This window comes from Oceanibaculum pacificum (assembly GCF_001618175.1).
Lineage (GTDB): Bacteria > Pseudomonadota > Alphaproteobacteria > Oceanibaculales > Oceanibaculaceae > Oceanibaculum > Oceanibaculum pacificum.
The window spans coordinates 1-24,151 of sequence record NZ_LPXN01000103.1 but is presented as its reverse complement, the minus strand read 5'-3'; the positions used below and the strand labels follow the sequence as shown (position 1 = coordinate 24,151).

Here is a 24,151-nt window from a genome sequence, read left to right as displayed (position 1 = left end):
ATTCGCTATTAATCCGATATTCACTGGACATCAAATATGCAAAAAAACATCGAGGTCAAAGAGCATGAATTGCTGAATGAACTCTGCCGCGCCATATCGGCGCTGCCGGGTTCGTCCGTGCGCCAGCGCAATTGTGAGGCCCGGATTAGCAGCCGTTATGTCCCTGACGGTCTCCTGGACGTAAGCCTCAACAACCACAATTTTGAGTTGGTCGTAGAGGCAAAGCGCGAGCTCTTCCCGAGGGATGTGCGCCAGCAAATCTGGCAACTCCGCGAGTATCTCGATGGAATGAACGGGTCTGTCGAGAAGGTAGCAATGTTAATCGCCGGCGCAATCTCGAAAGGCGCGCGCGAGGTGCTGCAGCAGGAAAGCATCGGCTATTTCGACCCCGGCGGTTCGCTCTTCATCCCGTCGGCGAGGGCTTATGTCCTGATAGATCGCCCACCGCCCAAGAAAGCGAATCGAGCGTTCGGCTCGATCTTCCAAGGTCAGCGGGCGCGCGTCGTCCAGGCGGTCGTCGAAGCGGCGCCGAACTGGGTAAGCGTGAAGGAGCTTGCTGAAGATACCGGCGTATCACCAGCGACGGCATCGGAAACGTTGACTGAAATGGAGCGCCGCGACTGGCTTGAGGTCGAGGGGGCGGGGCCGGCCAAGCTACGTCGCCTACGCGAGCGAGGGCTGGTTCTCGACGAATGGTCCCGCCTGATCGTCAATCAGAAGCCGCTGCGGATCGAGCGTTACTATGTTCCGGGCAGCGACGCAGCACAGATTGCGCGCCGGCTCGACGACGCATGCCGGGATGCGCACGCGCGCTATGCGGTCACGGCGGAAGCCGCGGCGCAGGTCTATGCGCCTTACCTCTCCTCGATCTCGCAGCTCAAATGCCGCATCCAAGGTGGAAGTGCGCGAAATGAGGCCCTCTCACGCCTTGAGGCGCGACCTGTCTCGGAAGGCTGGAACCTCGGCGTGATCGAGGAGGCCGGTAGACAGCACATCGTAATCGGCGAGCGCATCGACGGTATTGCCTACGCACCGCCAGTTCAGGTCTATCTCGATCTCCTTCAGGGATCCGGCCGCGCGAAGGAAATGGCCGATCATCTTCGATCCGAGCGTCTGGCAGGATAATGACCAAATCCAGGACCATGGCCGCCTATGATGGTGACGTAACCGAAGCGTGCGAGCGTGTGCTCGTCACGCTGCTCCGCGGCTTCGGGCCCTGGAAGGACTCAGTATTCCTCGTCGGCGGCCTCACGCCGCGTTACCTCGTCGCTGCCCGACCGCCCGAGGTGCCTCAACATGCCGGCACCGGCGATGTCGATGTCGTCGTAGATGTCGGCATCCTCACCGATACCCAAGCCTACAGCACCTTGGAGGAAAACCTCCATGCGATGGGCTTCGAGCGAGGCACGAATGAGAAAGGCGTGAAGGTTTCGTGGCGGTGGGAGGCGCGACTAAAGACGGGCGCGACGATGATCCTCGAATTTCTCGCCGAGCACCCTGAACTGGGTGGCGGGAAGGTCAAGGTGCTGCCGACTGAAGGCAATGTCTCTGCACTCAATATCCCACACGCATCGATGGTCTTCGATTTGCACGACAAGATCGAACTGACTGCGGAGCTACTTGATGGCGCGGGACTGGCAACCGAGACGGTTCGCTACGCCAACATTGTGAGCTTTACCTGTCTGAAGGCATTCGCATTCGATCACCGAAATGCGCGCAAGGACGCGCACGATCTCGTCTATTGCCTTGAACATCACCCCGGTGGACTGGATGCGGCGATTGACGCTTTCCGGAAAGCCTTGGGGGGCACGCACGCTGAGGCCGTGCGAGAGGCGTTGGCGAAGCTCAGGCTCCGCTTCATCCATGATAAGCCCGATCAATCCTACCGTCGGGACGGGCCCGTTGCCGTCGCACGTTTCGAGGACAATGACGCTAATGTGGAAGCAGACGATGAACTGCGGAACCTGCGTACCCTTCGGCAGCGTCAGGTCGCCGACCTGATGGCGAAGTTTCTCGGCGGACTGGAGGAGGCTGCGTGACGAGTCTGCCTATGCGAGCACAGCCTCAGCCCTCACCGGTGAGTGATGTCAGCCGAGCCCACATTGGCCTGGACCTTGCCGGTGCGAAGTAGCGCCATTCGACGGGAGCAAACCTACGGCCATATCCATAAGCAGCAACTCGTCGTTCATACCTGTGGCCGTCACCAAATGAACTGGTGCCCCATTCGATCAAGCCTTCTCAGGCGATCTTCATAGTCCGGCATGATCGTTTCTAATGACCGCCAAAATCGCCGTGAATGATTGTGCTCAAGAACATGACAAGCCTCGTGGGCAATAACGTAGTCCACTAAGGGCATTGGTGCCATGACCAACCGCCAGTTTAGGCGGATGCGTCCCCGTGCATCGCAACTTCCCCAGCGTTTGGACTGGTCAACGACTTTGACGATCGGTGTCGGAATGCCTAGCGTCTCTGCGATCATTCGCGCACGGACTGGAAAATGCTGAAGCGCATGGGCGCGATACCAGTGTCTGAGACCACTGCGAACAGTGGCGCGCTGAACGTATGCATCAGTATTCGGCAATACCGGCGCGACCAGAGCTGACCCTCTCGCGGTAACCCGGGTCACAACGGCGGTTTCGTTGGGAATGAGCTTCAGGCGATACTGACGGCCGAGATAGAGAAAGGTCTCGCCACTGACAAATTCCTTTGCAACCGGCTGTCCCCCAAGCTCGCGGTACGCTGCCTGTTTGCGAAGCAGCCAGGCGCCTTTCTTTCGAACGATGCCAAGGACGCGGTCATCGTCCAAGTCTGATGGTGCGAGCACGCGCACCCCGTCGAAGCCGACAGATATTGCCACGGTTTTCCGGCGCGATGTCCGCTCGATCAGGAAATCGAAGGTTTCGCCGCCAAAGACGATGGAATGCTGAGCTGCGTCCGTCATCCTGTATACCTTGCGCGGGCGACATCCATGATCTTTGCCGTCGTGGCTTCAACCTTGTCCGGGGCCAATCCCAGGCTGCGCAATTGCTCCTTGATGGATCTGCGCATCTGTCGCTGCACGTCCTCTTTGTAGTGCCAGTCGACAACGTCAACATACTCCTCGAGTGCCTTGGTGATGCTGGCTGCACTCCGGGTGCGCTCCGCATCGGGTAAATCGGCATCAATGAAGGGAAGGATGGCGACAGCTGTTCCCGTGAGGCCGTCGCTCCTGCCCGACGCGCCAGAGCGGATATCTGCGGCTTGCCCCATCATTGCTTCCAGCTTGGTCAAAGCGCTGGCAGCGGAAATGCGAGCCTCCCGCCTGTCATTGACGATCCGCTCCAACTGTTCCCAAAGCGAGGCATATGCCGTCGGGTTTTCGTCCCTGCGGACATGGATTTCCTGGCGTATGGCGTGTTCGATCTCGGCGGCCTTTGCATCACTTGACCGCAGGCTTTCCAGATGTGGGCGGAAGGCCGGGTCGAGAATATCGAACTTTACCAGCAACTGCTGGACACCGGTTACCGAGAGGTGACTGGTGATAATCTCGCCGACCTTTGCGCCGTAGTCCTTCGGGTCAAACGGCTCTTCGTGGTTGGCGCGGCGGGCGAGAACGCGAATGCGCGATAGCCACTTCAGGTCCGATGGATAGGGTTCTTCCAATGCCTTGGGGTCAGGTAAGACCATATCCATGGCTTCAGCAAAACGCAGGAAGTCGAGCTCGAATTTGGCGCGGATATCATCCGGACGCAGCAGTTCAATGCATGCCGTATCGTCCTGACGGTTAATGCCCTCGAAGAGCCGAATGGCCGCACGGTGCCGGCTTTCAAGAAGCTGGACCTTCTCGGACAGCGGGCGGAGCGCGCTGGAAATGCCGTCCTCTTCGGAGAACATATCCAGGGCATCTGCGATGCGCCGGTTGTCCCCCCAATAATCCACGACCAGCCCATAGGTCTTGCCGTCAGCGGTGCGGTTCACGCGGGCAATCGCCTGCAAAAGCGTGTGCTCTCGCAGAGGCGCATCAAGATACAGGACCTGCTCTACCGGCGCGTCAAAACCGGTCAGCAGCATGTCGCATACGACCAGGATCTTTAGTGGATCGTCGCGCTTCTTGAAACGGCCGATTAAGGTGTCGCGGTCGCGCTTGGATAGGTGATGGGCTTGCAGCCGGGCGCTGTCACTGTTCGATGCGGACATGATCAGCGCACATTCGGGCGCGCCAAGCTGCCGCAAAGCCTCGACATAGGTCACGGCGACGTCTCGGCTGACTGTCACGATCTGCGCTTTGAAGCCGTTCGGCTCGATGGTGCTTCGATAGTGCGCGAGGATGTCTTTGGCGATGGCCTCAACGCGGGCCGGCGCGCCGGCCAGCTTCTCCTGAAGCCGCATGCCGCGCTTCAGCTTTTCTATCTCTCCGTCAGACAGTTCCGGGAAGGTGGCACGGATATCCCGTTCGAGATCGCGCCCGTCGATTCGCAGTTGCGCGTCGCGCATCTCGTAATAGATCGGGACGGTCGCACCATCCTTTACAGCCTGGTCGATGAGGTAGCGGTGCAGATAGTCGCCGAACACCTCGCGGGTGTTACGGTCCTTTTTGTCGATGGGCGTGCCGGTGAAGGCGATCATGCAGGCATTGGGCAGTCCGGCCCGCATCCGGGCGGCAAGCGCGCCATACTGCGTCCGGTGCGCTTCATCGACCATGACAAAGACGTTCCGCGCCTCGGAGATAACCGAAGACCGTCTCGGCACGGCGCTGTGAAACTTGTGTACGGTCGTCAGAACTGTCGTTCCAGCGCCGCCCGACAGAGCCTTACGCAGCGCGTCCCCGCTTTCGGCCTGGATGGGGTTGGCAAAGCCTGAACGCTGGAATTGTCCGGTGATCTGGTCATCAAGGTCGGTTCGATCCGTGACGATGACCAGGGTAGGGTTTTCGGCCTCGGGCAAACGTCTGAGCTTGGTCGCCAGAAACACCATCGTGAGTGATTTGCCGGAGCCTTGGGTATGGTGGATGACCCCGCCACGGCGCTGCGGACTGGCTGCGGTCCTGATGCGCTCAATCGCCTTGCCGACGGCAACGAACTGCTGATAGCGCACCAGTTTCTTGATCCGCCGCCCGTCGATGGTCTCGAACACCACGAAGTTGCGGATGAGGTCTAGCAGATTGGCCGGTGAAAGAAGCCCGGCGAGCAAGATGTCTTGTCCGGTTGGTGTTCGACCCAGTTGTGCTGAGAGCGCATCGAGCGTGAGCGGATAGGGGTCTTTCCACTCAGCCCATTGCCGGGCTGGGGTTAGCGTCGTGCCGAACTTGGCCACGTCGCGCGCCAGTGCGATGGAAATCTGTGCCGTCTCGAATAAGCGGGGTGCGCCAAGCCCGGCGAATTCATCCCGGCTTTCGTAGCGCCGGAACTGACGGATGGCCTCGCCCATAGGGTCGGCCAATAACGGCGATTTGCATTCGATCACCGCGAGCGGGAGGCCATTCACGTAAACGACGATATCGGGAATGATGTCCTGGCGCGCACCCTTGATGGCGATTTGCCGGGCGAACTCGAATGTGTTGGCGGATGGATCGTCGAAATCGAAGAACCGCACATTGCGGTCCTGTCGCCTGCCGCCTTCCGTATGGGGGGCCGTCACGCCATAGGTGAGGGCCGTATAGGCCCTTTCGTTGGCCTCCATCACATCGATGGCCGTCACGCGCGTGACGGCAGCAACAGCACGGCGAACGCCTTCCTCGTCAAGCCATGGATTAAGACGTTTGAGGCATTCAGTAAGTCGAACCGTCAGGACCGGCTCGGTTGCCAGCCCGTCGCGCAACCGCCGCACGTCGTCTGGAGACAAGGGCTTATAGTCGAACAGCACCCGCAGCAGGTCCGTCGCCGGCATCTCTACCCAGTCGCGCTCAAGCTGTTCGCTGGCCTCGTTCATGCCTCTTGCCCAGCTTTGCCGCGATGCCGCGCAATAATGCTGTCCGGGAGACGGACCCGACCCGAAAGGAGTTCTTGAGCGAGAGCAGAACGCATCTCTTCGAGCAGCGCAAGACTTGCCCTCTCTGCGGTCGCTCGTTGATCAAAGGTCTTAGCGATAGCCGCAATCTTCAATTGCTCGTCCATCGGAGGCAAAAGGACCGGAAATGAACGCAGGTCACTCGTGTTTATCGACGCAAGATTTGTTGTTTGCTTGGACGAAAGACGAAAATAAGCTTTGCCCTTTCGGCTGGCCGCCAACAGTGCAAGAAACTCTGGGTTGAGCTTGGGCTTGCACCTCACTACGAAAACATGATTTTGATGAACGCAGGGTGATATTTGACCAGACCAAACGCATCCACGACCAAGTTTATCGAAATCGCCTCCCTCGTTGAAGAGAACATCTCCCTTTTGCAGAGAATAACGCCCAAGCTGAACCTGCTCGATCGTGATCATTTTAATTTCTTCAAGATCAAGATAGCCATCCTGGACGTTTGCTACCCGCAAATACGGGACTGAAAGCGGGTCTTTGAACTGCCGATCTTTGCTCTTGGATATCCCGGTTCGGATTGTTGCGACATCGCGCAATCGACAAATTTCCCACCCGGCTTGAGTGGAAATTCTCAGGCGATCTTCCAAAATCTCGTTCTTTGTGGCGATCAACGCCTCAATCAAAGCCTCGGTATTCGCGATTGCCTCCTCCACCGCTCCCAGGACCTCTGCAATCGCGCGTTGTTCAGTGAGCGGGGGAAGCGCAAATTTGAAAGCAGAAAGGTCTCTAAATAGAATCGATTTTCTACGATTGACACCACCATTACTATAGGGGGTGAAGCGGCCACTCAGCGCAAATTGCTTAAATTTTCGGAGGGCGATCACAGGATCGATCTCTTCAGGGTTGGTTTCGAAAACAGTATACATTGGGCTTATCAAGCCCATGTCCTCGTTCTTCAGATAGTCGATGGAACCTTCATCCAGATGGATCGTGGCGTAGGCAAACTGACCACGTTTGACGATCTTATATTGCTCGGTGTTTTCACTGTGTACAGACTTTGAGAAATACTCATTGGAGCGGACAAAGCCCCGGTGCTTTGTCATGCTCAAGACAGGAATGTTGTCGCTTCCGTGGTTTCTAATGGAGACTTCTCGGGCGATTTGACCTATGCGCACCTCGCGCCAGCCTTTTGGCACTTCACCCGACATAACCCATCTCCCTGAGAAGGGCGTTCATGCGGGCTGCCGCTTCGTCCCGTGCCTTCTCAGCGTCCCAGAGCTTGGCAAGTTCAGCCTGTACATCAATCGGCTTTTCAGGCTCCAGCGTGTCGATGTAGCGGGAGATGTTGAGGTTGAAGTCATTCTCCTCGATTTCCTTCATATCGACGACGCGGCAGAAGCGGTCCTCATCCTTCCATGCCTTGAAGGCGGCGACGATGCGCGTGATGTTGCCCTCGCCGAGGATGTTCTTCTTGGGCCGCTCCCCAAATTCCTTCGCGCCGTGAATGAACAGCACCCTGCCCTTGCGCTCGGGTGCTTTCGCCTTGTTCAGGATCAGAACAGTCGCGGGGATGCCGGTGCCGGCGAACAGGTTTTCCGGCAGGCCGATGATGGCCTCGAACAGATCGGCTTTCAGCATCCCCTCGCGAATGCGGCCATCGCCCGAGCCACGAAACAATACGCCATGCGGCATCACCACGCCGCACACACCCTTGGCGTTGAGCGTCGCCACCATGTGCTGAACGAAGGCCAGGTCACCCATGTTCTTAGGGGGAATGCCATAGATGAAGCGGTTATGCCTCGTCTTCTCGGTGTCGCCTGACACATCCTCGGCACCCCAGCTATCCAGCGAGAAGGGCGGGTTGGCGATCACGCGATCATAGAGGATGAGGTTGCCGTCCTGATCGAGCAGGAGCGGATTGCGGATCGTATCGCCCTTTTCAATCCTTGCATCACGAAGCCCGTGCAGCAGCAGGTTCATCTTGGCGATGGCCCAGGTGCCAAGGTTCTTTTCCTGTCCATGCAGCGTGATGTTGAGCGCTTCGCCCAGCCGCTTGCCTTCAAGTTTTGCCACATGCTCCGCGACCTGAACCAGCATGCCGCCTGAGCCGCAGGTTGGGTCGCTGACGCGCATGCCGGGCTTGGGGTCGAGCAATTCGACAATCAGCCGCACGACATGGTGGGGGGTGTAGAACTCGCCACCCTTCTTGCCTGCATCGTCCGCGAATTTGTCGATAAGGTATTCATAGGCGCGTCCAAGCATGTCCGGCTCGGACAGAGAGGCATTGGACAGGTCGATGCGTGAGAAATGGTCGATCAGACGGGACAGAACGCCTTCGCGGTTCTTGGCATCGCCAAGGCGCGATTCGGAGTTGAAGTCGATATTGGCCAGCACGCCTTCAATCGAGGGATTTGCGTCCTCGATAGCGGCACATGCCTTGTTAAGGTGATCTCCGATGTCTGTCGTCAGCTTGCTAATCGACGACCAGCGCGCCCGTTCAACCAGAAAGAACTCATGCTCATCGGGGTCGCTGTAGGCAACAGCCTCGGGCAGGCCCTGCCGGATCGCCTCCTTGGCCTCTTCCTCGAAACGATCGGACAGCCGTTTTAGAAAAAGAAAGCCAAAGATGTAGATCTTGTAGTCGGAACTATCGATGGAGCCGCGCAGGATGTCGGCGGATTTCCAGAGATGGTTTTCCAGTTCGGTGCGTGTGAGCTTGGCCATGTTTTCCTCAATGGTTCTGGTTATCGCCAAACAGGCGCGCGTCAATCAGACGCCGCGCGAGTGAGCGGCGGATTTCGGCGGCCTCCAGGGCAGTGCGGTAGGCGATTTGCGCGTCCTTAACGAGGGCGGCGATGCGCTCCTGCTCAGCCAGCGGCGGCAGATTGATTTCGAGCTTGGCAAGGTCTTTCGGCGACAGGGACAGCAGTGTTGTCGCCCCTCTCCGCAGAACTTCGATCTTTGGACGGAACACGTCGCTCGACAGGATCGCAAACAGGGCACCGCCCTTAACATCGGGGCCGGGGCGCACGACAATGATGTTCGCACTGGCAATAGCTCCTGCTGTCTCAGCTCCCACGAGACCGAACTTCAGCAGCGTCCCACGACCGGTGAGGAGGACGTCGTCAACCTGGACCGCATAGTTCGCAGCTTTGGTGAGCGATGAGAAGCCGACGGTGTCCAGTGCACCTCGCGCAGCCACAGCACCATCCTGGAGATCACGGACGCCGATAACCGGCAGTCTTTCGCCCGGACGGACCACGGTTTCCTCGCGCGACACTCCAAGCCCGGCAAAAACCTCCGCAACATCGAGAAGGCGTGTGCCGAGATGGCTTGGAACGGCTGATTTTGTAATTTTCCTCATTTCCAAAAAATAGCCGTAGCGCGCTACTTAGTCAATGATGTTTAAATCGTATCTTACTACGGTTTAAAAAAATTAGATTTTATCTTGACATGCTTGGCGAGCCTCCACCATATTTGGGGCGTTGGCCCAAGAGGCTGACATTCAGGAAGAAGGAGAAGTCTATGACAGTACGTGCGAGGCCGAGTGGCCTTACAGTCACCGAGCGCGACGCGGCGCTCATTCGGGGAATGATTAAGCGGGGCGACCGCCATCACGATATCGCAGCGTTCTTCGGGTTCAATCCGGCCCGGGTCGCTGAAGTAAAGGATAGGAAGCTGTTTCCTGAAGTTCCGCCGGCAAGCCCCGACGACCTTCCGCCGAAGGGGCCGTATCTGACCCCGAAGGCAAAATGGATGGAAAACCGGCTGACCTAAACCGATCAGCCGGATTCCAAATACCAGGGGCCGAAGCCCGCTAGGCATGCTTGAACACCATTACCCTAGCTGGCCCCTGTTTAAAGATCAATGACCCGGCGCTTCGGACGGGTCTCATTTTCGGCCCAAGGAGGGCCAGCTACATGTTTGAAATTCTCCGCGCGAACGCAGGCGGGTACTTCTGGCGCCTTAAAGCCGCCAACGGCGAAACCCTGTGTCACTCCGAAGTCTATACGTCCAAGCAGTCCGCTCAGGGCGGCATTGATGCGACCAAGAGGATTGCTCCCCTCGCGCCGGTACACGACCGGACTTAACGTACGGCGCTCCCAAATGAGCCTCGCAGTCCACGCTGCGAGGCTCATCTTCCTCACCCTTGAATATGCTCCTGGCGGGGGTTCGCCCCCCCTTGAGATACTGAATTTCGATCTGGCGGCTTCCTCTACGGATGTCCCGATGCCTGCGGCAAAGATGCTCCACAGGCATCACCTTCGTCATCCTCTGGATGATCCTTATTCTCCAGGGCTCTAAGTGTGAATTGGAAGGTGGGCCGATACCGGCCTGTCCGGTTTGAGACGGCGCCAGTCGATCATCTGCCGTTCAGCAGTCGACTTAGTACGTCATTCGCAGTTGAGTTACGAACTGCCGTAAACGGTCATTCGTCCGCGTACGGCGACAGCAGCTTCGCGCCCGCAGTAGACATTTGTGTGACTGTAAGCAGTCCACTGCACCGAACGCGCCCGCTGCAAAACAAAACTCGAACTCTGCCCGTGCCATGGGTATAATTTCACTATGAATATTCTGGGCATCGACTTCACGAGCCGACCTTTCCGGCGCAAGCCGATTACCTGTATTCACTGCACGCTCCAGGACGACGCCCTCCGCATGCAGTCCTTGGAGGAATGGCCTGACTACGAGAGTTTCGAGGTAGCGCTCGCGAAGCCCGGCCCGTGGATCGCCGGGATCGACTTTCCCTTCGGCCAGGCTCGCCGCTTCATCGAGACCATCGGCTGGCCCACGACCTGGGCCGCATACGTTAACCATGCAAGCAACCTTGGCCGCACCGGTTTTCGTGAGGCGCTGAACGGCTATAAGGAGCATCGGATCGCAGGTGACAAGGAACATCGCCGCGCAACCGACAAGGCTGCGGGTTCAATAAGCCCCCAGAAGCTCTACGGCGTTCCCGTCGGTCTCATGTTTTTCGAAGGCGCCCCGCGCCTTTTGGCCTCAGGTGTGACCATTCCCCACCAGTACGACGGCGATCCGCAGCGTATCGCCGTAGAAGCCTATCCCGGTGTACTCGCCCGCCAATTCATAGGCCGCCGCAGCTACAAGAACGACACGCGAAAAAAGCAGACCGCCGATCAACACGAAGCCCGTCGTGATCTGCTGCAAGCCCTCCGCGAGGAAGCGCCACGGCGCTACGGCCTCGATATAGACGCACCGGACGACCTTTGCGAAGACCCCGGCGCCGATCATCTCGACGCCCTGCTTTGCGCCGTCCAGGCAGCGTGGGCATGGCGGCAGCGCGATGATCACTTTGGCGTCTCCGAGACGGTCGATCGGCTGGAAGGATGGATCGCAGACCCACACCTTTCTGTCTCCAGACGACCGCGCGGTCAGCACCCATTGCGGCCCGACGACGTCATCGATCACACAGGGACGATCTCTGGAAAGGTTGTCGCCAATGGCTGATGAGGAACACACAGCCTTAAACTACCCGGTGTGGACCGAGTACAGGACGAAGAACGGCCTCGATCCGCTGGGGATGCAAAATAGCAGCGTCAGCCTGTACCAAACCTTACTTCCCGGTATCAGCAACGTGACGCTGCGGATGCGTTACTACGGACTCTACGCCTGGCTCTGCCGCACCTACGCGCAGAAGATCGGCGACACGAACCCCGAGTCCTGGAAGCGTTTCATCCGCCGCTCGGAAGCGCTCTATGCGCTGATCGCCTACCGGCACGGCGGCGAGGGCGGCGTCGCCGGCATCGAATGGGCGCAGAAAGTCCTGGACCCGAACCAGAGTGGGTTCATCGAATTCGCAATGGCGGCGGAGCCCGGCGGCGAGAACTACTACCTGAAGCAGGCCTGGGGTGCCTATGGCGCAGCCTATCGTAGCCAGCTGTTCGAGATCGGCATATTCGCCCCCTCGAACGAACACAAACTTCCGTTGCCTAGCAAGGAGATTGGCGAGCGACTGGCAGCCGTCTTCGAGAGTAGCGCGGGTGACCGGGCGAGGGAATTCTATGAAATCGTGCAACGTGGCGACGTCACGAATGACGAGCTGGACGAACTCCGTCCCCTTGCTCCATCCAAGATCGCGCTCTCGGGTGACGAGCGCGATCTCTATCAGGAGATCCTGCTCGGCCCCTTCGATCCCGCCTACTGCCGAGCGCGTTCCCGTCGCGACAGCCTCCTGCTGATCCTAAAAATCGCAGCCTTGCTCGGGCGCCCCCCCAATCCCGAGGAGATACGCTGGATATTGTTCGCTGGCTGCGATCAGAAGGGCCGCGTGCTCGATCTCGAAACGCCCGCGCTCGAGGCGCAAAGACGGCTATGGTGGATCTATCACGCCAACGATCTCTGCCACGTCGCCTATGAGGCGCTGCTCAAATTCACGCTCGATACTCTCGCCGAATACCCGGCCGGCATCGCTCTGTCGCGACTGATCCCGCTGTGCGTCGAGAAAATATTGGAGACGGCTCCGGGGAAGCCGGAAAACTGGACTGAATTCGTCGGTTCCACTCTTCCTGCCTCGAACGCCTATGCAGCGGACGACGACCGCTCAGAATTCTCATTCTCCGTTGCCATCATGAAGCGCGCCGGGCGGAACGACACGAGCGTTTGTCCACCGGAGATCGCCTGGAATGCGATGAGGCTTCTGGCCATCCTGCATAGGCGGGTGTACGACGAAGACCGCGACATCGCCACCGTCCTGGCCCTGCTTAATCCAGAACCGGAAGCCTTTCACTCCCTGCTGACGGAAACCCGTTTCCTTGAAGCACACACGGGCGATCCCTTCGAAGCGCTGCTGGCAAGACTTCTGGAAGAACGCATAGTACAGCGGCACTTATGGGTCGCCCTGCAAAAGCTCCGGGCTGGAGATTACACCTTCCTGATCGAGCGCGACGAAGGGAAGCTCAGGCTGCGTGGGAAGGATGGTCCCGTCTTCACGAACCCGCGCCTCGGCCCCGCTATCACATTCCTCAAAGACATTCACCTCGTCGGCGACCAAGGGCTCACCGATTACGGCGCGGCAGCGGCGGGTGCCGCATGAAGCTCTATGAACGCTTCGCCGACAAGGAATTTCACACGAGCATAGCGACCAGTTTCGGGATCGATTTCGATGCTTATGAAAACATCGTGCTGCCGCGCCTCCGTGGCGCCGGGTGTCGCAACAACCTCGTACTCGCCGACGGACGCATGCTCACTCATGCGCTTTGCGGGGCATCGGCGCTGCCCCACCATGCAGGGCGGCTCTACACGATCACCGGCATCGGCGCGCCGGGAGTGTTCCATCCGAAGCTTTTCTTGCAAGCCGGCCGCCGCCGTGGGCGTCTGATCGTCAGTTCCGCGAACCTGACGACGCCAGGCCTGGGCGGAAACCTCGAACTCGCCGGTATGGTCATGTCCGACGAACCGGGTTCGGGCGAACAGCAACTCGTCGCTGCGGGATGGCAATATCTCTCCCGCTTCCTGAATGGAGATCAGCAGGCGACCGCGGCTCAGATCGACTGGATGCTCACGCGCGCCCCCTGGCTCGCCAAAGCCACCCCGGCAACCGGCCCAGTCGGTCTCGCCGACGGAACGCTCGCTGCCCTCCTGACCACCGGGCAGACTTCGGGCATCGGCCAGCGCTTCACCGACCTGGTGAGCGAGCCGGTCGAGCGTCTTATCGTCATCAGCCCGTACTGGGACCCCAACCTTGCTGCGCTTTCCTACCTGACGGAGCGCCTCTCCCCCGGCGAAGTCTCGGTTCTGCTCGATCCCGAGTGCACCGTCTTTCCGAAATGGGCGCTCGGCAAAGTTCAGGTGATGCGCCTGTACGACCGCGGTGACTTTCGCAAAGGCCGCTTCATTCACGCGAAAGCGATCATAGCTCAAACCGCGACTGCCGATCACGTACTGGTGGGCAGCGCGAATTGCACGCTACCCGCGCTCGGTGATGCGGACTTCGCAGGATCGAACGAAGAGGCATGCCTCTATCGCCGCCTCCCGCCCGGCTCCATGGCCGATGCGCTCGGCCTCGATGCCATTCTGACGAGCGAGCGGCAACTCGATCCGGCCACTCTACCGGACCTGGACCTCGCCGAGGAATTGCCAATGGGCGAGCTGGCGGCCTTGAACCCAGGCAGGTTCGAGTGCCGCGTCGACACGCTCACCTGGCACCCCGCAGACGCATTCGATCCGGCAGTGTGCACCATCACTCTCCTCGACCAGCATGGAAAGCCAATGCCGTGCCGCCTCATGCCGCTCACCAGCAGCGGCGAGACCCAGCGGTTCGAGATAGGCGAAACGCAAGAGCGACCGGCATTCGCACGGGTTCAGCACGAGAATGGGCGGGTCTCAGCACCATCGATCGTTACGCTGATCGATCGCCTGCGTGCGGTCGTCCGGGAAACGTCCTCCCGTCAGGCCGACAACGCTCTACGCCAACTGGACGACGAGACTGAAACGAGCCTGATGCTCCTCGACGTGCTGGGTGTTCTCGAGCAGATCGAACACGGTGAGCCATCGGGCAAAAAACCCATCTCGATCCCGAAGTCGCGGAAGGACGAGGAAGGCGGTGCTGCCGCATACAAGACGCTCAGCTACGAGCAGTTCATCGCCGGGCGAAGGCTGCGCACGGAAAACCAGCTCCCCCACAATAGCCTCGCCGGTAGCGACATCTCCATCGTGCGCAGCTTCCTCAACCGGGTGATCGGCCTGGACGCCGATGAAAGGGACGAGGAAGAGGACCAATCTCCCATGCCGGCCAGAGCGTTCGATCTCGGCGATGAGACCGGTGATGGCCAGGCTGCGCTCGATGCCGGTGAAGAGTTCGACACCGAGAAGACGCAGCGCGAAGAAGAAGAGCGCGAGCGGGCGGAGTATCGAAGGACTGCGGCGACAAAAAAGGCGACGAAGGAGCAGATCGTTGCCGCCGTAGCTGCCTTCAGCAAGCGAATCAGAGAACGCAGGAAAAGCGGCGCACTCGACAATCACGACGTCATCCGCCTGCGGGCACTGCTGATGATCGTCTGCACGGCCGCAATTCCGGTAGCACCAGCGAAAGACTCTAAAGCCAAAGGTTCGCGATTGCAGGTTCTGCCTCCGGAAGGCGATCCGAACAGCTGGCCGACCGTGATCGGCCGTACGCTTTTCGAGATCTTCGGCGGCAAGAACCCCGGCATACGCCACCTCTACCTGATCGGGGAACACGATCAGGTCCCTGACGACATCCTGGAATGTTGGGCGACTTGTTACTGGTGCTTGCAGGCCTGTCTCACCGCACCGGTCTTGCTCTGCGAACGGAAGCGTCTCACCCGATACGTCAAGCCGCTCGCCGAGCTCGCCTATCTGTTGACGCTGCCGACCAAGGCCGAGCTACTGAGCCCGGACGTGACCGGCCTCATGAGTGCGATGAGTGAAGCTTATGGGAAACGGCTGGGGATCGAAGGGGAGACGATCGCGAGCGCACACCGCGCAATGGTGGAAGCACTGTTCTCAAAGAGTGCGCACCATGAGGCTACTGCCGTATAGCGCCGATGATTGGAGGCCTTGGGGCCGAGAGCTGACTCGCGGCTTTTGGAAACCTGAATATTGATATCGGACATCATTATAGTCCAAGCGTCGTCTCGATATAGCAATCTTACGCAAGGCTGTCCGAATCGCGTTCAATCTGCCATGGTCAGCGTTAGATTGCTCACACTTCGACGGAGATCTGTGGTCAGACTTGGCGCCATAGTACAACCCTCATCACAGACCGGAATAAGGGTGTCGTTCGTGATAGTCAGCATCCTACACATCTCAGATCTGCACCGCGATCCGGACAACCCTATCCGAAACGACGCTCTCCTAGATTCGCTGGAGAATGACAGGAAGCGCTACGTAGAGTCGGAGGCAACACCCATCAGAGCGCCCGACCTTATTCTCGTCAGTGGCGACGTTGTTCAAGGCGTCCTTCACGATGCCGATGATGCGGAGGGCAAGCTAAAGCGCCAGTACGACGAGGCCCTGGATTTTCTCGACCGGCTGGCGAAGAGCTTTGTTGCCGGCGATAGGGAACGGGTCATCGTGATACCGGGTAATCACGATGTCAGTGACTATCACTTTCGGCGCAGTCTAGCGGCTATACCGATCGCGGCTGATCGGAAGCGAGAGATTGTCGGGAAGTTGTTCATGCCCGACACGCGAATGAGGTGGTCTTGGCCCGATCTTGAGCTACATGAGGTCGCCGATCCGGCGATGTACGAGCGTCGGTTTGAGGCGTTCGCTCAGTTTTACAATGAATTTTATCAGGGCAAGCGAACTTATCTGACAGACTCGTCGAAGCAGATCGATTTCTTCGACTATCCGTCATTCGGTATGACCGTCGTCGCGTTCTCCAGCTGCCACAATAACGACCTCCTGAACCGGCAGGGTGCCATTCATCCTGATTGTATAGGCAGCGCCGGTCAGCATCTTAGAGACAGGTCCTTTGACGGGCGATTACGTGTTGCGACGTGGCACCACAACACCGAAGGCTCACCCTCCATGTCGGACTACATGGATGCGGATATCATCCAGAACCTCATCGATCGTGAGATTAGTCTTGGCTTTCACGGCCATCAGCATAAGCCGGAATTCCTGGACACGCGTTTCCGTCATGGCCCTGATCGGCGCATCACTGTCATAAGCGCCGGGACACTCTGCGGCGGTGCCGCATTCGGGTTTCGCCGCGCATACAACGTGGTAGAAATCGATGTGGAGAACCGGCGAGGCCGGCTGCATCTGAGAGAGATGCAGAATGACAATCTGCAGCTACCGATTTGGGGGCCGCGGCCGCTTCCTGCGACGGCTTCGACATTTCATGAGTTCACGTTTGAGCCGCCACCTGCACCTTTGAGCCGGCACGATTCCAGGACCGTCGCCCTTATCGAGGCGCAGAAGCTGTTTGACGAAAAGCGGTTTGACGCGGCAGTGGCACTTCTGGTGCCCCATCTCACCAGTGAGCCGCTGGCCCGTAGGCTGCTTCTCGAATGCCTCGGGCACATGGACGACATGGCGTCCGTCATTCGCTACTTCGATCCACCGAAAAGCGAGATCGAGGCGATTACATTGATGGATGCGCTGTGGGCGGAGAAAGACAAGGTCAGATTGGCCGAGGTCTTGGCTATGTCCCTCATTGCCAGTTCCGTTGATCCCGCCCTTGTCGAGGTTCGTACCAAATATGCCCGGAGGCTCTCATGACCGCAACCGGACGCATAATGTTCGATGTTGAGACCAGTCGCATCCTCCAGATTCTGTCGGCTGAAATTTACGATTCTCCGAAGGCGATCCTTCGGGAGAATGTACAGAACGCTTACGACGCGATCCTCATGCGCTGCACGGCGCAGGATCTGAAAGTCGAGGAATGCCGCATTCAGATTACCGTCGGGAACGGCGTGCTGAAGGTCGAGGATGACGGCATCGGCATGTCGGAAGAGGTTCTGCGTCAGAACTTTTGGAAAGCCGGGTCGAGCGGGAAACGTTCCGAACTGGCGCAGAAATCCGGAGTCATCGGAACGTTCGGCATCGGAGCACTAGCCAACTTCGGAGTGTGTACGTCACTCAGTGTTGAAACGCGCCACATCGATGCAACGGAAACCCTCGTCAGCAGCGCACGGCGCGAAGACCTGAAGATCGCGCAGGAGTGCATCACCTTTGATCGCGTGGTAAACACCCGTGGCCCTGGCACGACGATCACAGCCGAACTTGATCCGTCGTTTGCCATTGATGAGAAATCGACCTGCGATTACCTCCGACAATATGTGCGCTTCCTGCCGGCACCTGTATTCGTCAACGAGACAAAGGTCAGCCAGGAGACCTTCGATGAAGCGCTTGGCGGAAACGACACGGCATTCGAGGTCATCAAGACCCGCGGCGTGTCCGGCGGCAACTACGGCGGAACGTTGGAGACCGCCGTCAACGCTCAGTCTCGCGTTCGCGTACGGCTGACAAATCTGACGCTAAGCGGAAACCCGCTGAGAGGCGAACTCTATCTGGTTCAACAGGGCGGCCAGACACTCGGATTCAGAAACCTGTTTGGTCTGGCGCCCATACCGCTCTCAGGTCAGTACGGTTTTGGCGGTTTCGTCAATCTCGACATTCTGCATCCTACGGCTGGGCGCGAGGCGCTAAGCCGGGAGAGCATTCAACACGTCACCAACATGCTCAATCTCATTGAGTCCTCGGTATCAGCGGATCTGGCGCCGACAGACCACGCCGACCAGAACCAGCAATTTCAGCAGTATATCCTTGCCCAAGGCAGCATCGCGCTTGCGGGCAACGTCCGGATTACAGTTCTTCCGGAAAAGCCGGATGTGAAACTCAACCAGGTAGCCACCTATGAGCCGGGTAAATCGAAACTCTTCTATAGCCAGCGTGACCCTACGATCTTGAAGAGGTTTGCGAGCGAGCAGGCCAACCTCTTCCACGTAAGCCAGACGAACCCGCGTCGCAAACTGCAGCTGCGTTACCTAAACGAGATTGCCAAAGTCAAGGAAGTGCCGGACAAGCCGATTGTCGACAGAATAGCGGCGAGCAAGCTGGGCTTCGACGAAACTGTATTCCTTATTCGCATTAGGGCGGTGCTCCTCGACCAGTACCTGATGCCAGACGTGGAAGTCGAGTTTGCCACGATCAGCCACGGAGTCGCCTTTCAGGTAGACGGAAAGGGAGACACGCTGCGGGTGGCTATCGCACGCGACATGCCCGCCGTGAAAGTCGTCCTCGAATTCTACCGTTCTGCGCGTGAAGCCTTTGATCCTTTTGTCCAGGATTTTGTTCGCGAGCAGCTCTATCAGCAGATCAGGGACCACGTTCCCTCATCAACTAAGCTAGGTCGAGACGCGCTCTTCCGGCGAATACAGCAGAACAAGGAGCTCTTCCGCGTCGATTATTCCGACTTCGGGGAAGCGGAGTCTCTCTTGGCGGACTACCTCGCAGGCAAGGTGGAATTCTCGGAAGTCGTGCGCGCGGTTGGTGGTGGTGGGCGGGCTTCCATCCAGCGCCAGGAAGTTCGCCGCGACCAAGTCGGGACCGTTGAACAGGAGTTTCCGGGAATTATAGAAGCGGACGCGGTAACCGCCCCGCCTGCAACCAATGAATTTGAAGCAGCGCCTCCGATAATGAAGGAGGAAGTGAAAACCGATATGAAGGTACTGACCGTGTCAGACCCTCATCCGAAGTTGAATAATTTCCAGATGTTTCTGGCGCTGTCGGATCGCTTGAACAAGCGAGAAGGAGAGTTTCTCCATTTCCCGCACACCACTAAGGTAATATGGGGGTCACACCGTGTTGTTTACATCTTCACCGACGCGACCGGCGAGCTAAGCCTCTACTACGATGTTGAGCTACGAGAGCCGCTCGGTGCGCATGAAACTGGCGGGTCGATGTTCCGGACCACGACGATTGTCACAGCGGATCGCATCTATGTTCCTGTGCCGAAGGAGCTTGAGAAGGCGTTCCAGATCATCGACCACGCTAAGGAATTCTTCGTACGGTTCGATACTGTGCCGTAGCACAAAGTGATCGCTCGGATGGAGACGAGAGGCAATGGCAGCAAGGGGCCCACATTGGACGAGTTTCAAACTGTTCAAGCGCTTCCTCAACTTCGTCAACCTATGCGGCGCGAAAAAACGCCCTCGTGCTCCTATCCTGGTTGCTGCAACGGCACCTTCGGTCGCCGCAGGTCTTAGCCTTCCTGATTGCTTAGCGCCAGCCTTAGCGATTAGTTCGCTGCCGAGCAGCAGTCACAATAGTGAGATTGCTGTTCAAGCGAAAATAGTTAAGCTCTCACCTCAAGGGGTATTTGCTTGACCATACCATCCACTAAGTTCAGCGCAGCTCCATCCGCTGCGGGCTATCTCTACCAGGCCCGCTTAGCACTAGCTCTGTGCCTGAAGTACGTGAACGTCGATGTTGGGGTGGAGGTGGGAATTGAACGATTGGACGACGTTTCGTTCGAAGCGAATGGGACAGCGCTAGAGCTCCTTCAGGCGAAGCACCACATCGATCATATCGCCAGTCTCACGGACAAGAGTGTCGACCTCTGGAAGACACTGCGCGTCTGGAGTGAAGCTGCCGCGAAAGATCCGACCCTCCCCGCGCGTGCCCGCCTAGCTTTGGTAACCACGGGCTCAGCGCCTGACGATAGTGCAGCTGCCATGTTGCGTCCGGCTGCAGCTTACTCGGCCGGAAAAGCACGTGACCCTAAGGCGGCCGCCGCCCTGCTCGGGGCGGTCGCGGAAGCGGGGGGCAATCAAGAGCTGAAGGCGGCCTACGCGGCATTCCTGACGCTCGGTCCAACCATGCGTATTTCGCTCCTAAGCTCGATCGAGATCCTAGATAATCAGCCGCTGGTCACGGATTTGGGCGAGGTGATCGAGAAGGACCTGCGCATGCTTGCGCCCCGGGGCCAAGCCGCAATAGCCCGCGAGCGATTGGAGGGCTGGTGGTGGCCGCGAGTATGCAAGGCCCTCATGGCCAACCCCGCAGAGTCCATATCGGTGTTGGAGGTCGAGGGGAAGCTTGACGACATCCGTGATGGCTTGAAGCGCGACGTCCTGGTCGCCGATCAAGAACATGTCGATCCTACCACTGACGAGATCGCCGACTACGAAGGGCGCCCCTTCGTCCGCCAGTTGAAGGTGATCGGCGTTGGTGAAACTCGCATCGAATACGCCAAGCGAGACTACTACCGGGCGTTCACCCAGCGGTCAAAATGGGTCCGCGAGCACTTAGTGTTCGACGGCGAGATCGCAAAGTACGAGTTGACGCTCATCGAGGAGTGGCAGCCCCGATTTCAGCAGATACGTGACAAGATTGGCGACAGAAAAAAGACCGATGAGGGGTGTCGTCAAGCCGGCCAGGAACTCTACAGCTGGGTGGAGGCGGACGCCCGCTTTCCCTTCCGAACGGTCAGCCAACGCTTCCTGACAGTCGGCTCCTACCATATCCTGGCCAATGACCTCCGCGTCGGATGGCATCCGGACTATGAGACGGCTTGCGTCGCTGAAGAGGTTTAAACATGGCCTCGCGTTGGAGTTTAGTGTGGCGCGATCGCCCCTCCGAGGAAGCGGCGCTTCTCAACCCGGCCTTCTGTGGCGAGTTGATCGCTCGCGCCACAAAGGAATACGAAAGGCTTCGTGCCGCGGCATTTCCGCTTCCCTTGGGGTTTTTGGTTCTGCCTTTAGTCCTGCACCTACCAACTCTTGCCGTATTGCCCGGCAGGGCCGATACGACCTTCGCCACATGGTCGGCAGATAATGAGGCATTGCTCGCCGATCTGCCGGAGCGGACCCTGCGCCTTCGACCGATCAGTCGCGAAGCCATGCTCTTCCTCGCACAACACAGGGCCCTAATGGTCGGCGCCGGGGGGCTGCGAACGGGCGAGAAACCGATGAGGCTTACTGTGAAGACGGCGGCGAGTACACCAGACGTCGACGACATTCGCCGCGCTGCCGGCCTGCTCGGCCGGTGGTTCGCCAACCAAGGTGCGCCGGTCCAAATCTTACAGACAATGGGTGTAACGCCGTGACCCTGCAGCTGCGAGCCATCGCGATCTATTCCCATGCCGGCGAGCGCCGCGACATCGAATTTGTCCTCGGCCGGCTGAATATCGTCACCGGGGCTTCCAAGACGGGCAAGTCAGCCTTGCTCGACATCGTCGACTACTGCTGGGGTCGCAGTGAGTGTACCATTCCCGAGGGCGAGATTCGACGCGGCGTGTCTTGGTTCGCTATCCTTCTGGACCGAGATGGCGAAGGCATCCTGATCGCCCGACGCAATCCAGGGCCGGCCGGCAAGGCAAGCGACGACATCTTTTTCGAACGTGGAGTGGCAGGTTTCCCGGACACCCTGGAGCCTTTCACCAAGAACGTGACTGCCGATGGCTTGCGCGCCCAGCTCTCGATGGTGTTGGGCATAGCTGAGAACACGCATGTTCCCGAACCCGGATCGATGCGAGCGCCGTTGGAGGCTTCGGCCAGCCAGGCGATCTTCTTTTGCCTTCAAGCCCAAGATGAAATAGCCAATCGCCGCCTGCTTTTTCATCGCCAGGGTGAACAATTCATCCCCTCACACATTAAAGACACGCTGCCGTATTTCGTCGGCGCGATGGGGGAGGACCATTACCTGCAACGCAAGCGCTACGACGAGGCTCGGGCGCGCCTGCGCAAGCTCGAACGCGACTACGCCGAAGCTCGTGCTTTGGCGAATGAGGCGTCTGGCACTGCCCAATCGCTTCTTCAGGAAGCCAAGCGCGTTGGCCTGTTGCCCGCGGGTGCCTTCGCCGACACACCCGCCGATCTGCGCGTGCTTCTGGCCGCCGCTGCGGCGCCCCGCGAACTCGCCTACGCCCTCAATGACGACCCGGCCGCAGACCTAACAGATCTGGAGAATCGCCGTCGGCGTCTCCGCGGCGAAATGCAAGATGTCCGCGAGGAGATTGCCGACGTTCAACGGCTCGAACGCGAGGCGTCGGAATTTCAGGTCGAGGCCCGAGAACAGGAAGCCAGGCTGGCGTCGATCGGTCTGCTTGCCGACGACAGCGGGGACGCTGAAACCTGTCCGCTTTGCGACAGCCACTTGGCCACGCCCATCCCGTCGGTCAGCGAGGTTCGCAGGTCGCTCACAGCGCTTGAGGGCCAGTTGCAGTCAGTACGCCGAGATAATCCGCGCCTGCAAGCCCGGCAGGCTGAGCTTGAGGCGCGCCGGAACTCCCTCGACGAACAACTGAAGAGCGTCCAGGCAGACATCCTCACTCGGATATTGGAAAACGAACGGCTCAGGATTGAGCAGGACCAGTTCACCGAACAGGCCCGTACTGCTGGCCGGATCGGCTACTACATCGAGAATGCGCGGACTATCACTTCCGACGAGGGCATCCGGCTGGCGATCGCGCGGGCCCGAGCCGAGGTGTCCGAGTTGGAAAAGCTGTTGGACCTGGAGGCGCTCGAGGAACGACTCACCACCGCATTAGGCCTCGTGGGGCGCGATCTCACCAAATACGCGCGTTTGCTCGACCTTGAGCATGGCGACAATACGCTGCGGCTCGACCGAAAGAACCTCACCGTGGTCGCAGACACGATCGATGGTCCCTTGGCCCTTCCGCAGATCGGAAGCGGTGAAAATTGGGTCGGCTACCATGTTGCCGCCCACCTCGCAATCCACGGCCTGTTCCGGGCCCGAAAGCGGCCAGTCCCAGCGTTCCTGATGCTTGATCAGCCGTCGCAGGTGCACTATCCGCCCGAACGGGACGTCGGGGAAATTGACGGCAAGAGTGATGAGGACCAAGCCGCCGTCGCCAGGCTATATCGACTTCTCTTCGACTCTTGCGTGGAGCACTACCCCGACATGCAGATCATCGTGATGGACCATGTCGAACTGCTCGAGGACTGGTTCCGTGAGTCCACGGTCGAGCGGTGGCGGGACAACATCAAGCTCGTGCCGGTCAGCTGGCTGCGATCGACATAGAGACGCGCTTTAGGAGGCAAGATGGCTGAGCGAACTTATCGCCGCTACACCAATCTAGCATCGGCATTGCACATCCTGCGCAACAAATGCCTGACGCTATTGAGCCCTGCTACATGGGACGACAGGAACGATGCTTTCTTCATGGCAGAATACAAGAGGATAAAAGAGGCAAAGACCATCTTGGCAATTTGTCTCGCGGTGAGAGAGGAGACTTATCACCATTGGCAGATTTTTTCCCATGGGGCGGACGGAGTCTGCTTAGAGTTCGACGGCGAGAAGCTGTGTTCGGCCTTCAACTGCGCTGAGGGTGTGCGTCACCAGATGGTGGACTACCAACTGATCGCGCAAATCAGCAAAATGGCAAATGTGGATCTTGAGCGTTTGCCGTTCATGAAGCGTTGGCCGTATGGCGACGAGAGCGAGTACCGGGCGGTCTATATCGACAAGGACGAAGAGCTCTCCACCTATGCCGTACCAATTGGGCTTAATTCGATAACCCGTATCACACTCAGCCCTTGGCTCGCGCCGCCGTTGGTTCCTATCGTAAAGGAAACTTTGCAGTCTCTACCTGGGTGCTCGATGCTAAAGGTCTATCGCTCGACGCTCATAGACAATGACCAATGGAAAAAGCTAACCGGTAGAGTGGCGCTGCCGGTCCAACCGTCCAGAAAGTAGTCCCTGCCCCATCTGTTTCGATTGCACTGTCTCGGTTAGCTTTAGTGGAGGATGCCGAATGTCC

Annotated in this window: 18 protein-coding genes; 13 read left to right on the top strand and 5 right to left on the bottom strand. The window is 58.7% G+C overall.

From position 1 onward, the window contains the following. Positions 1-36: 36 nt before the first annotated feature. A complete protein-coding gene (locus tag AUP43_RS08980) occupies positions 37-1,125 on the top strand; it encodes a MarR family transcriptional regulator (protein WP_067555435.1) in 1,089 nt (362 codons plus the stop codon). Further along, the gene (locus AUP43_RS08975) at positions 1,125-2,039 is read left to right on the top strand and encodes a hypothetical protein (protein ID WP_067555434.1); all 915 of its coding nucleotides are present in this window, start codon (positions 1,125-1,127) and stop codon (positions 2,037-2,039) included. Before AUP43_RS08980 ends, AUP43_RS08975 begins: the two co-directional genes overlap by 1 nt. Positions 2,040-2,200: 161 nt before the next feature. Here the strand turns inward: AUP43_RS08975 and AUP43_RS08970 are convergent, their stop codons facing one another. Genes AUP43_RS08970 through AUP43_RS08950 form a run of 5 tightly spaced genes read right to left on the bottom strand, consistent with a single transcriptional unit; the run spans position 2,201 to position 9,301 of the window. Then, complete coding sequence (locus AUP43_RS08970) at positions 2,201-2,941, bottom strand: M48 family metallopeptidase (protein WP_067555428.1); 741 nt, start codon at positions 2,939-2,941, stop codon at positions 2,201-2,203. Further along, on the bottom strand, positions 2,938-5,907 hold the full coding sequence (locus AUP43_RS08965) for a type I restriction endonuclease subunit R (protein WP_067555425.1): 2,970 nt from the start codon (positions 5,905-5,907) through the stop codon (positions 2,938-2,940). Before AUP43_RS08965 ends, AUP43_RS08970 begins: the two co-directional genes overlap by 4 nt. Beyond that, positions 5,904-7,145 (bottom strand): restriction endonuclease subunit S, encoded by a 1,242-nt coding sequence (locus AUP43_RS18625; RefSeq protein WP_084462672.1) that lies wholly within the window; start codon positions 7,143-7,145, stop codon positions 5,904-5,906. The genes AUP43_RS08965 and AUP43_RS18625 overlap by 4 nt, the downstream gene beginning before the upstream one ends. Continuing rightward, positions 7,135-8,661, bottom strand: coding sequence for a type I restriction-modification system subunit M (locus AUP43_RS08955; RefSeq protein WP_067555421.1), 1,527 nt, complete (start codon positions 8,659-8,661; stop codon positions 7,135-7,137). The genes AUP43_RS18625 and AUP43_RS08955 overlap by 11 nt, the downstream gene beginning before the upstream one ends. A gap of 7 nt (positions 8,662-8,668) precedes the next feature. Continuing rightward, positions 8,669-9,301, bottom strand: coding sequence for a restriction endonuclease subunit S (locus AUP43_RS08950; protein WP_067555418.1), 633 nt, complete (start codon positions 9,299-9,301; stop codon positions 8,669-8,671). A gap of 161 nt (positions 9,302-9,462) precedes the next feature. Here AUP43_RS08950 and AUP43_RS08945 point away from each other — a divergent pair, with 161 nt between their 5' ends. From AUP43_RS08945 to AUP43_RS08900, 11 genes are all read left to right on the top strand, one after another. Next, entirely contained in the window at positions 9,463-9,714 is a 252-nt protein-coding gene (locus AUP43_RS08945; RefSeq protein WP_067555415.1) for a hypothetical protein, read from the top strand. 143 nt (positions 9,715-9,857) lie between these two features. Beyond that, positions 9,858-10,028 (top strand): YegP family protein, encoded by a 171-nt coding sequence (locus tag AUP43_RS18620; RefSeq protein WP_084462671.1) that lies wholly within the window; start codon positions 9,858-9,860, stop codon positions 10,026-10,028. Between the two features lie 475 nt (positions 10,029-10,503). Continuing rightward, complete coding sequence (locus tag AUP43_RS08940) at positions 10,504-11,406, top strand: DUF429 domain-containing protein (protein ID WP_084462670.1); 903 nt, start codon at positions 10,504-10,506, stop codon at positions 11,404-11,406. Beyond that, the gene (locus AUP43_RS08935; RefSeq protein ID WP_067555412.1) at positions 11,399-12,991 is read left to right on the top strand and encodes a hypothetical protein; all 1,593 of its coding nucleotides are present in this window, start codon (positions 11,399-11,401) and stop codon (positions 12,989-12,991) included. The genes AUP43_RS08940 and AUP43_RS08935 overlap by 8 nt, the downstream gene beginning before the upstream one ends. After that, positions 12,988-15,456: a phospholipase D-like domain-containing protein gene (locus tag AUP43_RS08930; RefSeq protein ID WP_067555409.1), complete on the top strand. Its 2,469-nt coding sequence runs from the start codon at positions 12,988-12,990 to the stop codon at positions 15,454-15,456. Before AUP43_RS08935 ends, AUP43_RS08930 begins: the two co-directional genes overlap by 4 nt. Before the next feature lie 243 nt (positions 15,457-15,699). Beyond that, positions 15,700-17,145 carry a metallophosphoesterase family protein gene (locus tag AUP43_RS08925; protein ID WP_198154860.1) on the top strand — a complete coding sequence of 482 codons (1,446 nt, stop codon included), beginning with the start codon at positions 15,700-15,702 and terminating at the stop codon, positions 17,143-17,145. Beyond that, on the top strand, positions 17,142-19,457 hold the full coding sequence (locus AUP43_RS08920; RefSeq protein WP_067555402.1) for an ATP-binding protein: 2,316 nt from the start codon (positions 17,142-17,144) through the stop codon (positions 19,455-19,457). Before AUP43_RS08925 ends, AUP43_RS08920 begins: the two co-directional genes overlap by 4 nt. 294 nt (positions 19,458-19,751) lie before the next feature. Further along, positions 19,752-20,963 (top strand): ABC-three component system protein, encoded by a 1,212-nt coding sequence (locus AUP43_RS08915; protein ID WP_067555399.1) that lies wholly within the window; start codon positions 19,752-19,754, stop codon positions 20,961-20,963. A gap of 2 nt (positions 20,964-20,965) precedes the next feature. Beyond that, positions 20,966-21,475 carry a three component ABC system middle component gene (locus AUP43_RS08910; RefSeq protein WP_067555396.1) on the top strand — a complete coding sequence of 170 codons (510 nt, stop codon included), beginning with the start codon at positions 20,966-20,968 and terminating at the stop codon, positions 21,473-21,475. Continuing rightward, entirely contained in the window at positions 21,472-23,412 is a 1,941-nt protein-coding gene (locus AUP43_RS08905; RefSeq protein ID WP_067555392.1) for a DUF3732 domain-containing protein, read from the top strand. Before AUP43_RS08910 ends, AUP43_RS08905 begins: the two co-directional genes overlap by 4 nt. 21 nt (positions 23,413-23,433) lie before the next feature. Continuing rightward, positions 23,434-24,087, top strand: coding sequence for a hypothetical protein (locus AUP43_RS08900; protein ID WP_067555389.1), 654 nt, complete (start codon positions 23,434-23,436; stop codon positions 24,085-24,087). The last annotated feature ends 64 nt before the right edge of the window (positions 24,088-24,151 follow it).

Bases quoted from the DNA above. Each gene is read 5' to 3' on its own strand.
- AUP43_RS08980 (WP_067555435.1), top strand. From the start codon at position 37: ATGCAAAAAAACATCGAGGTCAAAGAGCATGAATTGCTGAATGAACTC.
- AUP43_RS08975 (WP_067555434.1), top strand. From the start codon at position 1,125: ATGACCAAATCCAGGACCATGGCCGCCTATGATGGTGACGTAACCGAA.
- AUP43_RS08970 (WP_067555428.1), bottom strand. From the start codon at position 2,941: ATGACGGACGCAGCTCAGCATTCCATCGTCTTTGGCGGCGAAACCTTC.
- AUP43_RS08965 (WP_067555425.1), bottom strand. From the start codon at position 5,907: ATGAACGAGGCCAGCGAACAGCTTGAGCGCGACTGGGTAGAGATGCCG.
- AUP43_RS18625 (WP_084462672.1), bottom strand. From the start codon at position 7,145: ATGTCGGGTGAAGTGCCAAAAGGCTGGCGCGAGGTGCGCATAGGTCAA.
- AUP43_RS08955 (WP_067555421.1), bottom strand. From the start codon at position 8,661: ATGGCCAAGCTCACACGCACCGAACTGGAAAACCATCTCTGGAAATCC.
- AUP43_RS08950 (WP_067555418.1), bottom strand. From the start codon at position 9,301: ATGAGGAAAATTACAAAATCAGCCGTTCCAAGCCATCTCGGCACACGC.
- AUP43_RS08945 (WP_067555415.1), top strand. From the start codon at position 9,463: ATGACAGTACGTGCGAGGCCGAGTGGCCTTACAGTCACCGAGCGCGAC.
- AUP43_RS18620 (WP_084462671.1), top strand. From the start codon at position 9,858: ATGTTTGAAATTCTCCGCGCGAACGCAGGCGGGTACTTCTGGCGCCTT.
- AUP43_RS08940 (WP_084462670.1), top strand. From the start codon at position 10,504: ATGAATATTCTGGGCATCGACTTCACGAGCCGACCTTTCCGGCGCAAG.
- AUP43_RS08935 (WP_067555412.1), top strand. From the start codon at position 11,399: ATGGCTGATGAGGAACACACAGCCTTAAACTACCCGGTGTGGACCGAG.
- AUP43_RS08930 (WP_067555409.1), top strand. From the start codon at position 12,988: ATGAAGCTCTATGAACGCTTCGCCGACAAGGAATTTCACACGAGCATA.
- AUP43_RS08920 (WP_067555402.1), top strand. From the start codon at position 17,142: ATGACCGCAACCGGACGCATAATGTTCGATGTTGAGACCAGTCGCATC.
- AUP43_RS08910 (WP_067555396.1), top strand. From the start codon at position 20,966: ATGGCCTCGCGTTGGAGTTTAGTGTGGCGCGATCGCCCCTCCGAGGAA.
- AUP43_RS08900 (WP_067555389.1), top strand. From the start codon at position 23,434: ATGGCTGAGCGAACTTATCGCCGCTACACCAATCTAGCATCGGCATTG.